At 69.8% G+C, this 13694-nt stretch carries 11 protein-coding genes; 3 read left to right on the plus strand and 8 right to left on the minus strand.

Annotated elements, in window-relative coordinates; translation table 11 throughout:
* Window positions 1-13: 13 nt before the first annotated feature.
* From QF037_RS18260 to QF037_RS18280, 5 genes are all read right to left on the minus strand, one after another.
* On the minus strand, window positions 14-3262 hold the full coding sequence (locus QF037_RS18260; protein ID WP_307037230.1) for a S8 family peptidase: 3249 nt from the start codon (window positions 3260-3262) through the stop codon (window positions 14-16).
* Between the two features lie 236 nt (window positions 3263-3498).
* Complete coding sequence (locus QF037_RS18265; protein WP_307026594.1) at window positions 3499-4182, minus strand: ABC transporter ATP-binding protein; 684 nt, start codon at window positions 4180-4182, stop codon at window positions 3499-3501.
* Between the two features lie 133 nt (window positions 4183-4315).
* On the minus strand, window positions 4316-5791 hold the full coding sequence (locus QF037_RS18270; RefSeq protein ID WP_307026595.1) for an ABC transporter permease: 1476 nt from the start codon (window positions 5789-5791) through the stop codon (window positions 4316-4318).
* Between the two features lie 136 nt (window positions 5792-5927).
* Window positions 5928-7190, minus strand: a complete 1263-nt coding sequence (locus QF037_RS18275; RefSeq protein ID WP_307026597.1) for a L,D-transpeptidase — start codon at window positions 7188-7190, stop codon at window positions 5928-5930.
* Between the two features lie 230 nt (window positions 7191-7420).
* Window positions 7421-7774: a hypothetical protein gene (locus QF037_RS18280; RefSeq protein ID WP_307026599.1), complete on the minus strand. Its 354-nt coding sequence runs from the start codon at window positions 7772-7774 to the stop codon at window positions 7421-7423.
* Window positions 7775-7905: 131 nt separating this feature from the next.
* Between QF037_RS18280 and QF037_RS18285 the strand changes: the two genes are divergently transcribed.
* Window positions 7906-8184, plus strand: a complete 279-nt coding sequence (locus QF037_RS18285; protein ID WP_307037232.1) for an LPXTG cell wall anchor domain-containing protein — start codon at window positions 7906-7908, stop codon at window positions 8182-8184.
* Between the two features lie 42 nt (window positions 8185-8226).
* Window positions 8227-9027, plus strand: coding sequence for a hypothetical protein (locus QF037_RS18290; protein ID WP_307026602.1), 801 nt, complete (start codon window positions 8227-8229; stop codon window positions 9025-9027).
* Window positions 9028-9075: 48 nt separating this feature from the next.
* Here the strand turns inward: QF037_RS18290 and hutH are convergent, their stop codons facing one another.
* The 3 genes from hutH to QF037_RS18305 all read right to left on the minus strand — a co-directional run bounded on the left by hutH (window position 9076) and on the right by QF037_RS18305 (window position 12834).
* Window positions 9076-10614, minus strand: a complete 1539-nt coding sequence (hutH, locus tag QF037_RS18295; RefSeq protein WP_307037234.1) for a histidine ammonia-lyase — start codon at window positions 10612-10614, stop codon at window positions 9076-9078.
* Between the two features lie 79 nt (window positions 10615-10693).
* Complete coding sequence (locus tag QF037_RS18300; RefSeq protein ID WP_307026603.1) at window positions 10694-11842, minus strand: GGDEF domain-containing protein; 1149 nt, start codon at window positions 11840-11842, stop codon at window positions 10694-10696.
* Window positions 11843-12039: 197 nt separating this feature from the next.
* Entirely contained in the window at window positions 12040-12834 is a 795-nt protein-coding gene (locus QF037_RS18305) for an enoyl-CoA hydratase/isomerase family protein (RefSeq protein ID WP_307026605.1), read from the minus strand.
* A gap of 219 nt (window positions 12835-13053) precedes the next feature.
* Here QF037_RS18305 and QF037_RS18310 point away from each other — a divergent pair, with 219 nt between their 5' ends.
* Window positions 13054-13692, plus strand: coding sequence for a hypothetical protein (locus QF037_RS18310; RefSeq protein WP_307026606.1), 639 nt, complete (start codon window positions 13054-13056; stop codon window positions 13690-13692).
* Window positions 13693-13694 lie beyond the last annotated feature (2 nt).

Here is a 13694-nt window from a genome sequence, read left to right on the forward strand (position 1 = left end):
CTACTGCCGCGGACTACTTTCCGTAGTACGCGTTGTAGATCGAGATCGTCGACTTGTTGCCCTTCTTGTCGGCGATCTTGGCGTGGAAGGAGATGGCCTTCCCCTTCTCCGGGTTCTTCACGGTGATCTTGCCGCCCGTGACGGTGACCTTCTTCCAGGTCTTGCCGTAGTCGTAGGACACGTACACCGACAGCGACTTCAGGTTGGAACCCTTGGCCGCGCCCTCGACGCTGACCGGGATCTTCACCGTCTCGCCGGCCTTGACGCGGCTGTCCAGCCCCGTCTTGGCGTTGAAGCGGACCGTGGAGGCGGGCAGCGTGACGGCGTCGTCGCCGGCGGCCTTCTTCGAGCGGAACGTGAAGCTCACGTCGATCCGCGTCGAGGCCGCCGCCAGCTTGACGCTCCGCTTCACGGAGGACGTCAGCTTGTACTCGGCGTCGGCGGCGGGAACCGTGAACGTCTCCCCGAAGAGCGGGTCCTGGTTGGAACCGATCTTCGTGCCGTTGCGGTACAGCTCGGTCTTCACCGCGGTGAAGTCGGACGAGCCCGAGTGCTGGGCGCCGTCGGCGAACAGCGACAGAGCCCCGTAGAGGTAGTTGCCCTCGCGGAAGACGCCGTTCATCTTGTTGATGTGCGGGCCGAAGACCGCGGTGTTGAAGGTCTTCGTGGACGTGGTGCCCGGCTTGAACGTCTGCGGCTCACCCAGCGTGTAGCCGGCCTCCGGGATGGGGAGACCGTCCGGGTCCTTGGCTCCCCCGTACTGCAGGAAGTCCAGGCCCCACTGGATCTGGTCACCCGTGGACAGGTGGACGGTGCGGGTGCCGGGCAGCGGCTGCTCGACGGGCGCACCGAAGACGAAGTCGTTCGGCAGCAGGCCCCACGGGCTGATCGCGCCGGTCTTGCCACTCGCCGCGGCACCCATGGCGGCCTTGACCGTGGCGAGCTCGCTCTGCTTGTAGTGCCGGACCTTGTCGCCGACCAGGTGCTTGACGTCGGCGCTGGTCGCCACGTCGTACTCGGCGGTCGCGCCCTTCGCCCACTGACCGAACCAGGTCTGGGTCAGACCGCTGGGGACATCGGCACCGAGCGCCGCGATCCGGATGTTCTCGAAGGAGTCCATGCCGACCCCGATGGGCAGCATCGCGGGCTCGTAGAAGTAACTGATCATCGCGGACACCGGCTTGGCCGAGGCGTCCGGGACCGTGATGTCGGACGTCTTGGTCTTGCGGGCGTCGATCGTCACCGAGCGGTTCTTGGTCATGCTCAGCTTCGGCTGGACCACCCAGTCGAGGCCGCCCTCGAAGGTGACCCAGTCCTTGGCGATCCACGCGTCCAGCAGGTAGTCGCCCTTGGGCAGCCGCATCTTCGTGGTGCCGGACTCGTCGACCGTCACCTGGTAGCCGCGGTCCTTGGCCAGACCGGTGTAGCCGACGACGACGGTGTTGTAGTCCTTGGTGGGCCGGCCGTCCTTGCCGATGTGCTTGATGGTGAGGTCGTACGACTGCACCTCACGCTCCACGGCCGCGCCCGTACGGACCGTCTGGCCGCCGCCCGTCGCGGTCACGTACGCGGAGTACGCGCCGTCGACCGTGCCGCCCAGCTTGGTGTTGACGGTGAAGTCGACGGAGGCCGTGCCGCCCGCCGGGACGGTCACCTTCGTCTTGGAGAGCTTGAAGAAGCCCGCCGGAGCCGCCGCGCCCTTGGGGTTGGTGGCCTTCGACGAGAGCGTCAGCGTGACGTCCTTGTCACCGAGGTTGCGGTACGTCAGCTTCTTGGTGACCGGCTTGTCGTCGGTGTGCGGCCACTGCTGCGTACCGAAGCTCACCGACACCGGTTCGGCGATCACGGTCTGCTTGATGGCCTTGTCGACCTGGATCCGGCCCGAACCCTGCTCGAACGGGGTGTACTTGCCGCCCTTGGTGGAGGCGGTCAGCGCGCCCTTCAGTTCGGCGTACGTCCACTCCGGGTGCTCCTGCTTGAGGATCGCCGCGGCACCCGCGACATGCGGGGTCGCCATCGACGTACCGGAGATGGTCAGGTAGCCGGCCGGCTTCTCGCCGACTTCCTGCTCGATGACGCTGCCCTTGGCCGAGGCGGCCGTGATGTCCACGCCCGGCGCGGTCACGTCCGGCTTGATGGCGCTGTCGCCGACCCGCGGGCCGGTGCTGGAGAAGGGGGCCAGGACGTCCTTGTCGTCGACGGCGCCGACGGTGAGCGCGGCGTCCGCGCTGCCCGGCGAACCGACCGACTGCGGACCGGAGTTGCCCGCCGCGATCGCGAAGAGCGTGCCCTTCTCGGCGGAGAACTTGTTGACCGCCGCCTCCAGCGGGTCGACCTCCGGGGTGTCCATGCCGCCGAGGCTGAGGTTGACGACGTCGGCGCCCTGCGCGACGGCCCACTCCATGCCGGCGAGGATGCCGGAGTCGTCGCCCGAGCCGAAGTCGTCGAGGACCTTGCCGTTGAGGATCTTGGCGCCGGGCGCCACGCCCTTGAACTTGCCGCCCGACTTGGCGCCGGTGCCCGCCGCGATGGACGCGACGTGCGTGCCGTGGCCGAAGTGGTCGGTGGCGTCGGCGGCCGCGGAGAAGTTCTTGGCGTCGATCACCTGGTCCTTGAGGTCCGGGTGAGTGGCATCGACGCCGGTGTCCAGGACGGCGATCTTGACGCCCTTGCCGTCGTAACCGGCGGCCCACGCCTTGGGGGCGCCGATCTGCGGCACGGACTTGTCGAGGCTGGCCTTGCGGACGCCGTCGAGCCAGACGTGCGCGATGCCGGAGGCCGTCTTGTCGCCGTTGGTGACCGCGTCCCAGAGCTCGGGCGCGTCGGCGGTCGGGGTCTGCACCGCGTCCGCGTTCAGTGCCTTGAGGGTCTGGCGCAGGGTGCCGGCGTCGCGGACGTCGTCCTTGGCGGCGGTGGCGGCGCCCTTGTAGCCGACGATCACCTTCAGGCCCTTGGCCTGCGACTTGCGGGTCGCGGACTTGTTGAGCTCGGTGATGTCGAACAGCCGCTGGTCGAGCTTGCCGGCGGCGACCAGACGGGCCGCGTCGCCGGGGATGACCAGGGTGTGCCCGTCGGCCTTGCGGACCTGGAAGGGTATGTGCTCGCGCCCCTCCGCCCGCTCGACGCTGACGACCTGCCCCTTGGCGGTCACGGAGACCCGGTCACCCGTGATGAGGGTGATGCGGTGGTGTGCCTTGAGCGAAGAGGAGGCCGCCGGTGAGGGCGCCGCCTGCTCCGGCTGCGCCGCCGCGGGGCTGGTCATGCCCGCCGCGAGGGCGACCGCTGCTCCCGTGGCCACGGTGGCAGCACACACTCTTTTCACTTGTCTGCGCAAGTTTCCCCCTTGCAGAAGAACCGGGTGAATTCCCCGTTCACCCAGCCGGGGGTGGTCCCGTACGCATGCGCGTCGCCCCCCGGAATACGCAGTATGCCGGGGGGCGATCAGGCACCTCAATAGACAGGAACCCCACAGGAGGCACTGTTACGTGTTGCTCATATTCACGCGCCCGCGTTCTCCTTCACCGTGATCTTGCCCTTGCGGATGGTCGCGATCCGCGGGGCCTTCTTCGCGAGGGCCGAGTCATGCGTGACCATGATGAAAGTGAGCCCGAGCTCCTTCCACATGCGTTCGAGTACGTCCATGATCTCGTCGCGCATCGACTCGTCGAGGTTGCCGGTGGGTTCGTCGGCGAGCAGCACCTTGGGGTTCTTGACGAGGGCACGGGCGATCGCGACGCGCTGCTGCTGTCCTCCGGACATCTCGCCGGGCAGGTGTCCGAGGCGTTCCCCGAGGCCTACGGACTTCAGTGCCTCGACGGCCCGTTCGCGGCGCTCCTTCACCTTGGTGCCGAGGGGGACGAGGGCGGTTTCCACGTTCTCCTGTGCGGTGAGCGTGGGGATCAGGTTGAAGGACTGGAAGACGAAGCCGATGTTCTCGCTGCGGACCCTGGTGAGTTTGGCCTCGGAGAGCTTGGCCAGGTCGGTGCCGTCGAGGACGACCTCGCCCGCCGTGGGACGGTCCAGGCCGCCGAGCATCTGGAGGAGGGTGGACTTGCCGCCGCCGGTGGGGCCCTGGATGACGAGGCGGTCGCCGTCGGCGATGGTGAGGTCGATGCCGGCGAGGGCGTCCACGGATTCCTTGCCGCGGGTGTAGCGCTTGGTGACGCTTCTGAGTTCGTACATTTTGGGTGGCTCCTGAGTGTTGTTCGACTGCGGGTGCGTCGTGGCTGGTCGCGCCCACGCGGCGGAGCCGCATATCGATGCAGCCCCGCGCCCCTGGGTGGGTCAAGTCCCGTCGGCCACGCAGAACCCCTCGCTACTCGACGCGCCTCAGCGCGTCCGCCGGGCGCAGCCTTGACGCGCGCCAGCCGCCGAACGCACCCGCGATCAGGCCGCCGGCCACCGCGAGGCCCACGGCTATGGCCACGGTCGTCACGCTCACGGGGGCCGTCAGGGCGACGTCCAGGGTCCGGGACGCGGTCTGCCGGCCGGGGCCACCGCCGAAACCGCCGCCTGCGCCGGGGCCGCCACCGGCGTTTCCGCCCCCGCCCAACTGGGCTTCCAGCGTGGGGCTGATGGCCGTGACGACGTACGCGCCCGCCAGGCCCAGCGCGATCCCCAGCGCGCCGCCGAGCAGCCCGTTGACCATCGCCTCGCCGACGACCTGCCGGGTCACCCGGCCCGAGCGCCAGCCCAGGGCCTTGAGCGTGCCGAACTCGCGGACCCGGCGGGAGACCGCCGAGGAGGTCAGCAGACCGGCGACCAGGAACGCGGCGATGAGGACCGCGATGGAGAGCCACTTGCCGACGCTGGTGGCGAGGTCGGAGGCGGTGGAGAGGGAGCCGGAGACGGTGTCCGCGAGGTCGGCGGAGGTCGTCACGGTCGTACCCGAGATGTTCTTCTGGATGGTCGACTTGACGGCGTCGATCTGCTGGGAGTCCGTCGCCTTGACGTAGATCGTGGTGACCTTGTTCTTCTGGTCGCTGATCGTCTGCGCCTGCTTGAGCGGGATGTACAGGTTGGCCGCCGCGTCGCCGCTGTCCGCGGTCGCGACGCCGATCACCTTGAACTTGACCTTCTTGATGGTGACCGTGGAGCCGACTTCGAGTTCCTTCTCCTTGGCGTAGGCCGAGTCGACGACGGCGACCTTGGCGCCGGTCTCCGTCGTCTTGAAGGTACGGCCGCTGGTGATCTTGGAGGAGGTCAGCGGGCCGGCGCCGGACTGCGTGACGTCGGTGCCGTAGACGGAGTAGTTGTTGACGTCGAAGTCGGCGCCGCCGCCGCGCACTTCGCCCTGCGGCTGGCCGGTGCCGCCGCCGTTCCCACCGGGGCGGCCCTGCTGCTGCCCGCCGTTGTCGTTCTGCTGGAACTGGCCGCGGGTGAACTGACCGTCGACCTTGATGACCTGGAGGCTCAGACCGCCGACCGCGTCCGCGACACCCTTCTGCGAGCCGACCTTGGTGACGGTGGTGGCGGCCAGCGTCTGGAAGCCCTGCGGCATGACGATGTCGCTGCTCTGCTCCGCGTCGGAGTCGCCGTCCTGCGCGTCGAACTGGAAACGCGGCCGCTGCTGGGCGTTGTCGCCCGACTGCGCCGGGGCGGCCTTGGTGACCGTCATGTCGGTGCCGAGACCGTAGAGCGACTCCAGGACCTTGTCCTGGGCCTTGCCCATGCCGGAGGACACGGAGTTGACCACGATGACCAGCGCGATACCGAGCGCGAGCCCGGAGGCGACGACGAGCGCCGCCTTTCTGCGGCGGCGCAGTTCGCGCCTCAGGTAGGTGAAGAACATGCGCCGCAAGCTAGGTACGGCGCGTGATGACTGGATAAGGCCCAAATAAGAGATGCATGAGAAGGCTGTGGTGAAGCCCGGAAACACCGATGCCGCCCCTGGGGGCGGCATCGGGAAACTGTGAGCTGACCCTGGATCAGACGGCCGAGCCGGCCTTCCAGTCGGCCCAGCTGAGGTTCCAGCCGTTGAGGCCGTTGTCCGGGGAGACCGTCTTGTCGCCGGTGTTCTGGACGATCACGACGTCGCCGACGATCGAGTTGTTGTAGAACCAGTAGCCCGCGGTGCCCTTGTCGTTGGCGCCCTTGGTGTCCGAGAGGCCGACGCAGCCGTGGCTGGTGTTCACGCTGCCGAAGATGGACTTCGCGCCCCAGTAGTTGCCGTGCACGAAGGTGCCGGAGTTGGTGAGGCGGATGGCGTGCGGCACGTCCTTGATGTCGTACTCGCCCTTGCCGTCGTCGTCGGTGAAGCCCACGGTCGCGCCGTTCATGCGCGTCTCCTTGAACTTCTCGGACATCACCATGATGCCCTCGTACGTCTTGTTCTCCGGGGAGCCGGCCGAGATCGGGATCGTCTTGACCGTCTTGCCGTCCTGCGTGACCTTCATCTGCTTGGTCTTCGCGTCGACGTACGTGATCTGGTTACGGCCGATCTTGAAGGTGACCGTCTTCTGCTGGACGCCGTAGACACCGTCCGCGCCCTCGACACCGTCGAGCGCGAGCTTCAGCGTGACGGTGGAGTTCTCGGTCCAGTAGTCGTCCGGGCGGAAGTCGATGCGGTTGGCGTTGAACCAGTGCCCGACGACCTCCTGGCCGCTGGACGAGGAGACGGTGATGCCCTTCTGGACGGCGGACTTGTTGGTGATCGCCTTGTCGAAGTTGATCGACACCGGCATGCCCACGCCGACGGTGGAACCGTCCTCCGGCGTGAAGTTGCCTATGAAGCTGTTGGTCGGGGAGACCGTGGTGAACGAGGCGTTCTCGTGGGCCACGCGCCCGTTGGAGTCCTTGGCCTCGGCGGCCAGCTTGTAGGTGGTCGAGCGCTCCAGCTGGGCGCTCGGCTTCCAGCTGGTCTTGTCGGCGGACAGCGCGCCCGCGACCTCGGCGCCGTCGGCGGTCGTCATGGAGACGTCCGTGAGCGTGCCCTTGCTCACGGTGACGGCGGCCGAGTTGTTGATGGAGGCGTTGTCCGAGCCGTCCTTGGGCGTGATCTTGATGTCGGCCTCGGACGTCTTCTTGGCCGCCGCCTCGTCGGCCTTGGCCTGCGAGGTGTCGTTGCTGCTGCCAGAGGCATCGTCGTCGCCGCTGGAACAGGCCGACAGTACGAGTACACCGCCGAGCAGTGCGGACGCGACCGTCAGGCCCCTGCGCCGCTTACTGACCGTCATCACACGCTTCTCCATCGTTGCCAAATCCCCAAAACCCCGAGAGTCCCCGTTAATGAATCTTCAACGCTACGACCGGTTCGTCCCGTTCCACATTCTTCGAAGGTGTGGGGCACACCACGTCCGCCGTGGCGGGTGGTGTGGCTACAGCCATTAACGGCTGCGCCGCGTGCGGTCCGTGCGCCCCCTGAGACGAGTAAACCCCGGGCGGCGGTTGCCGTCCGGGGTCACGATTTCCCCAAGACTGCTCAGCCGGCCGCCGCTGTCGCCTCTTCTTCCTCGTCCTCGGTCACATCATCCTCGTCGAGGTCCCACTCCGGCGAATCCGGGTCGTAGTCGGTCTGCTCGCTCGACCAGGAGGCCTGGACGAGTTCGACCCCTGGCACCTCGCTGACCAGGTCGAACGGATCGACGAGATACGCGAGGGCCTCCGCGGTGTCTTCCGTCACAGCGCTCTCGGCGTGGGCCTGCTCGTCGGCCGGGATCTCGGAATCGTCGGCGATCCGCTCCAGCGCGGCCCTCGTCACGGCCTCCTCGTCGCCGATCTCGACGACGAGTTCCACGCGAAGGCGGACAAAACGTGATGTCTCTGAAGTGCTCATGTCCCGGAGAGTACGGCCCTTCGTCCCCGTGACTTTCCTGTGACCCGCCCCTTTCATTAACATCGCCCCACACGGCCAATTCGCCAGCGCCACAAGGGGATCGATATTCCGTGTCACCTGCTCGCCGTTCGTTGCTGACCGCCACCGCCGCGGGCACCCTCCTGGGCGCCCTGTGGTTCGTCCCTTCCGCCAACGCGTCCCAGGACGAACCGGCGAGAACGCAGGTCACGCAGCAGGCCAGGGCCACGACCGCCGAGGCGGCCCAGGACCAGGACACACAGGACGGCGCCCGGCTCGCCGACACCGGCAGCTTCGACACCACGCCGTACGTCGTCGGCGGCACGGCCTTCCTCGGGCTCGGTGCCGGATTCGTCGTCTATTCGGTACGCCGGGAACGTCTCGGATTTTGAATCGACTTGACGCGCGTTTGACCAAAACCTCATAGTCCGCTCATGAAGAGATCACCGGGGGCGCGCATAGGCGCCACGCTCGCCGTGAGCGCGCTGTCACTCGCCCTCATCACGGGCTGTTCGGACGAGGGTTCGGACGACGCCAAGGAGACGGGGTCGGATTCCTCCTCGTCGGCCCCGGCCGGGAAGACGTACACCGCGGCCGAACTGAAGAAGCTGATCCTCGCCCAGGGGGACCTGGGCGGCTACAAGGTCGCCAAGACCCTCGGGGCTCCGGAGACCAAGGACGAGGTCACGACCTCCGACGAGAAGTGCCGGCCGCTCGCCTTCGCCATGTCGGCCCAGGCGCCCGGCGACGCGGCCGCGGAGGCCAGCGTCCAGGCCACTCAGGAGAAGAACCCCACCGACACCGCCTCCAAGTCCGTGGAGGACCTGGCGGAGGGCGAGGTGGAGGACACCCTCACGGACGCGATGAGCGTCAACGTGACGATCGTCGGCCTCTCCTCCTACGAGGGCGACGGGGCGACGAAGACCTTCAAGTCCGTCTCGGACGCCGTCGAGAGCTGCTCCGGCGGCTTCACGGTCAACGCGGACGGTGAGAAGCAGAAGCTCACCAAGATCACCGCGGAGAAGGGCTCGGGCGCCGGCGACGAGTCGATCGCCTTCGCCTCCGAGGGCGAGATGGAGGGCTCGGCCGACACGGGTACCGTCCACGCCGAGGTCGTCCGGCACGGCAACACCATCGCCACGTACTACACGATCAACCTCGGCTCGCTGATGACCGGCAAGGCGTACACGATCGACGGCACCGTCGTCGACGCGCAGGCCAAGAAGCTCAAGTAAGCACCGCCGCAAGGGGCCCTGTCGCACGACAGGGCCCCTTCATGCTGTCTAGCGAAGCGGTCCGGTGACCGTCTCGGCCGCCGCCACCAGCTGCCCGCTCCGCACGAACGCGTCCGCCGCGGCCAGGTCGGGCGCGAGGAACCGGTCCGGACCCGGACCCTGGACACCCGCCTTCCGTACGGCCTCGATGACCGCCTGCGAGGCCGGCGCCGGGGACAGCCCCTCGCGCAGCTCCACCGCGCGCGTGGCCGCGTACAGCTCGACGGCGACGACCCGGGTGAGGTTGTCGACGGCCGTCCGCAGCTTGCGCGCCGCCGACCAGCCCATGGAGACGTGGTCCTCCTGCATCGCGGAGGACGGGATCGAGTCCGCCGACGCCGGCACGGCCAGCCGCTTCATCTCGCTCACCAGCGCGGCCTGGGTGTACTGGGCGATCATCAGCCCCGAGTCGACGCCCGCGTCGTCCGCGAGGAACGGCGGCAGACCGTGACTGCGGTTCTTGTCGAGCAGCCGGTCGGTACGCCGCTCCGTGATGGACGCGAGGTCGGCGGCGGCGATGGCCAGGAAGTCCAGGACATAGGCGACGGGTGCGCCATGGAAGTTGCCGTTGGACTCGACCCGCCCGTCGGGCAGCACGACCGGGTTGTCGACGGCGGACGCCAGCTCACGTTCGGCGACCAGCCGCGCATGGGCCATGGTGTCCCGCCCGGCGCCCGCGACCTGCGGGGCGCAGCGCACCGAGTAGGCGTCCTGGACGCGCGGCGCGTCGTCCTGGTGGTGCCCGGTGAGCTGCGAACCCTTCAGCACGGCCAGCATGTTGGCGGCGCTGGCGCCCTGCCCCGGGTGGGGGCGGATGGCGTGCAGCTCGGGGGCGAGGACCTTGTCGGTGCCGAGGAGGCCCTCCATCGACAGGGCGGCCGTGATGTCGGCCGACTTGTAGAGCATGTCGAGGTCGGCGAGTGCCATGACCAGCATGCCGAGCATGCCGTCGGTGCCGTTGAGGAGGGCGAGGCCCTCCTTCTCCCGCAGCTCGACGGGGGCGATGCCGTGCGTGGCGAGCAGTTCACCGGCGGGCCGCAGGACCCCGTCGGGCCCCTCGGCGTCCCCCTCGCCCATGAGGGTGAGGGCGCAGTGGGACAGGGGCGCGAGGTCTCCGGAGCAGCCGAGGGAGCCGTACTCGTGGACGACCGGGGTGATCCCGGCGTTGAGCACGTCGGCCATGGTCTGCGCGACCTCGGGACGGACACCGGTGTGCCCCGAGCAGACGGTCTTCAGCCGCAGGAACATCAGGGCCCGTACGACCTCCCGCTCGACGCGCGGGCCCATGCCGGCGGCGTGCGAGCGGACGATGTTGCGCTGCAGCTGGGCGCGGAGCTCGGTGCTGATGTGCCGGGTCGCCAGTGCGCCGAAGCCGGTGCTCACGCCGTAGACGGGGTCGGGCTTGGCGGCCAGCGCCTCCACGATCTCGCGGGCGGCGGCGAGTGCCGTGACCGCCTCGGCGGAGAGCTCGATCCGGGCGCCGTCGCGCGCCACGGCGAGAACGTCGGACGCGGTCACCCCGGACGTCCCCACCACCACAGTGTGCATATCCATATTCAGGAGCGTACGCACTGAAGACGAGGATGTCACGAGTGGGGTAGGGGTTTGCCCCTTACCCGTGCGTACGTCACAGACGCCGCCCCCGGAACCGCCGACGCTCCGCACGCCCCTCCCCGGAGGGCTCGTCGGCCAGTCGTACGACGGGGTCGTCGGGTCCCTCCCGCCCCGCGACGACCGGCTTGACGGCGTGTTCGGCCTTCGCCCGGTACTGCGCGGCGTCGGCGAGCCGGAACAGCCGGCGGGCCGAACGGACGGGCCCGATGGGATCCTCGGTCGACGCGACACCGCAGGCCACACCGTCCCCCAGCTCCAGTTCGGCGGCACGGCGGCACAGTTCGTCGGCGGCCTTCACCACCTCGTCGGCATCGGGCCCGACGACGAGCAGACAGAACTCGTCCCCGCCGAGCCGCGCGGCGAGCGCCCCCGGCAGCATGGCGCCACAGAGCGAGAGCACGGACCCGAACCGCTCCAGAAGCCGGTCGCCCACGGCATGCCCCTGGGTGTCGTTGACGCGCTTGAGCCCGTTCAGATCGCAGACGACGAGGCTGACGACGACACCCTCCCGCTTGTGCCGCTCCACCGCCTCGTCAAGGCGTACGTCGACGGCGCGACGGTTGGCGAGTCCGGTGAGCGCGTCGGTGAACGCCAGCCGTCTCGCCTCCTCCAGCCGCTCGGTCTGGGCGATCCCGGCGGCGACGACGGAGGCGAGGACTGTGGCGAAGTCGGCGTCGGCGCGGTCGAAGACGGGGTGTCCGGTGGGGCGGGCGACGTAGAGCTCGCCCCAGGCGCGGCCGTTGAGCACGATGGGGGCGACGACGCAGCAGCCGCGGCCCCTTCTGCGCAGGGCGGCGACGCGCTGGTGGACGTATCCGGGCCGGCGCCCGGCGGCGGGCCCCTCGGCCGTCTCCACCCAGGCGTTGGGCTCGCCGCCCCCGGCCCACCGCTCGTGCAGGAACTCGGTGATCTCGGGGAACTGATGGACGGGGTACGCCTCGCCGTCGGGGAACTCCTCCTCGTCCGGCGCCCGCTCCCCGACGTTGACGAGGACCCTGAGCCGTCCGAGCTCCCGCTCCCATACGGACAGCGCGGCGAAGCTCCCGCCGAGGGCACGGCAGGCACCGGCCGCCGCGGCGCGCCACGCCTCGCGTGAACCATGGGCTGCCGCCATGCCCTGAGCCAACGCGACGACGGCCGCGAGCCGCTTGTCCTCACCCATCACTCCAGGCTAGGGAGGTTTGGGACGAACAGGGACATTGATGCGCCGAACAGGTGTGGGGGCGCCGGAAAGGTGGGGGGCGGCTGAGCGGTTCGGCGGAGTGCGGGTGCGTGGGGGCTGGTCGCGCAGTTCCCCGCGCCCCTCATGTGCGTGCGGTCACCGGCAGTCACATGTCGCCGCACCCCGTCGCGCCGGGCTCACTCCCCCGGCCACTCAGGTGTCCGCTTCTCGTTGAACGCCCGTACCCCCTCCGCCCGGTCCCCCGAGAACGCCACCGACCTCCACGCCGCGTCCTCGACCTCGAGGCCCGCCCTCAGGTCCAGCCCGTGCCCGAGCCGCAACGCCTTCTTCGCGGCCCTCAACCCCACCGGGGAGTTCGCGGCCATCCGCGCCCCCAGCTCCAGCGCCTCCTCCCGGTCCCGCCCCTCCTCCACGAGCAGATCCACGAGCCCCAGCTCCCGGGCTTCCCCGGCCTCCACCCGTCGCGCCGTGAAGATCAGCTCCGCGGCCCGGGCAGCCCCCACCCGACGCGGCAGCAACTGCGTGCCCCCGCCGCCCGGAATCACCCCGACCGAGACCTCCGGCAGCCCCACCACGGCGGTACGGTCCGCCACGATCACGTCGCACGACAGGGCCAGCTCGAAGCCGCCGCCGAGTGCGAAGCCGTGCACCGCGGCGACGGTCGGCACCGGCAGTTCCAGGACCCCGGTGTACGCACCGCGAGCCACCGGCCGCTGGCGCACCAGGTCGGCGTCGCTGAAGGAGTTCCGTTCCTTCAGGTCCGCCCCGACGCAGAACGCCCGCTCGTGCGTCGACGTCAGCACGACCGCCCGGACGTCCTTGTCGTCCCCCAGCGCCGCACAGGCCGCCGCCAGCGACCGGGCCATCCCGGTCGACACGGCGTTCATGGCCTTCGGCCGGTCGAGGGCGAGTTCCGCGACGTGCCCGTGCCGCCGCACCAGCACGAACTCCCCGAACCGTTCCTCGCTCATGACACCCTCCGGTTAACGCGGGTTAACAACATCCGCCCCGATCATCGCAGCCCGGCCCCCGCCGCGAAAGGGCGGCAGGCACGGGCGGTGCCCGCATCCCCGTCCGACTCCCCGTTCGAGTGACATCCCGCCCAACTCGGGTCCCACCGCCCACAGGAGCACATAGCGTGCGCTCCGCCGCGGCGCACCGGGGGCGCGAGCGCATGGGGAGGGATCGCGATGACGACCATGACGGACACCGCACCGCGGCTGGACGCGGCCTTCGCCCAGGCTCCGGAGAGCGCACCGCCCCGCCTCTTCGCGGCTCCCCGTGGCCGGCACCGTCGTCCCCGCCCCCGCAAGATCCTCCTCGCCGCCGGCGGCCTCGCCCTGGCCGCCGGAGCGCTGGGCCTCCTACGGCTGGCGTCCGAGCCGGGCCTCGGCGGCGGCCCGGGCACCGGCACCACGGAGGCCGAACCCCGCTTCGACGACCCGGGCACCGGCGCGGACCGGGCGACCAACGCCGCCGCGACCCTCGGTTCGGTACCGAAGGTGAGCCCGTCGGCGACCGCCACGATGGGCGTGTCAGGCACGACACCGACACGCTCACCTTCGGTACCGCTCCCGTCCGCGACGACCGTCGTACCGGCGGGCTCCGCGGTCCCCGCGGTCCCCGCGGCCGTCGCCACGACCATCCCCGACGCCCCGAACACCCCGCCACCCGCGACCACACCCCCGGCGGCGGCCCCGAGCAGCGCGGCCCCGCAGCCCGCGCCCACTCCGGCACCGAGTCAGACCACACCGTCCCCCGGACCGCAGCAGCCCGGCGGAGTGTGCGTGCCCGTCATCGGGCTGTGCGTGCGCCCGCTGGGCCGCTGAGC

Origin of the sequence: Streptomyces canus (assembly GCF_030815415.1) — a bacterium.
GTDB lineage: Bacteria > Actinomycetota > Actinomycetes > Streptomycetales > Streptomycetaceae > Streptomyces > Streptomyces canus_F.

Excerpts from the sequence above, each read along its gene's own strand:
- QF037_RS18260 (WP_307037230.1), bottom strand. The coding sequence starts at position 3,262 with ATGACCAGCCCCGCGGCGGCGCAGCCGGAGCAGGCGGCGCCCTCACCG.
- QF037_RS18265 (WP_307026594.1), bottom strand. The coding sequence starts at position 4,182 with ATGTACGAACTCAGAAGCGTCACCAAGCGCTACACCCGCGGCAAGGAA.
- QF037_RS18270 (WP_307026595.1), bottom strand. The coding sequence starts at position 5,791 with ATGTTCTTCACCTACCTGAGGCGCGAACTGCGCCGCCGCAGAAAGGCG.
- QF037_RS18275 (WP_307026597.1), bottom strand. The coding sequence starts at position 7,190 with ATGGAGAAGCGTGTGATGACGGTCAGTAAGCGGCGCAGGGGCCTGACG.
- QF037_RS18280 (WP_307026599.1), bottom strand. The coding sequence starts at position 7,774 with ATGAGCACTTCAGAGACATCACGTTTTGTCCGCCTTCGCGTGGAACTC.
- QF037_RS18290 (WP_307026602.1), top strand. The coding sequence starts at position 8,227 with ATGAAGAGATCACCGGGGGCGCGCATAGGCGCCACGCTCGCCGTGAGC.
- hutH (WP_307037234.1), bottom strand. The coding sequence starts at position 10,614 with ATGCACACTGTGGTGGTGGGGACGTCCGGGGTGACCGCGTCCGACGTT.
- QF037_RS18300 (WP_307026603.1), bottom strand. The coding sequence starts at position 11,842 with ATGGGTGAGGACAAGCGGCTCGCGGCCGTCGTCGCGTTGGCTCAGGGC.
- QF037_RS18305 (WP_307026605.1), bottom strand. The coding sequence starts at position 12,834 with ATGAGCGAGGAACGGTTCGGGGAGTTCGTGCTGGTGCGGCGGCACGGG.
- QF037_RS18310 (WP_307026606.1), top strand. The coding sequence starts at position 13,054 with ATGACGACCATGACGGACACCGCACCGCGGCTGGACGCGGCCTTCGCC.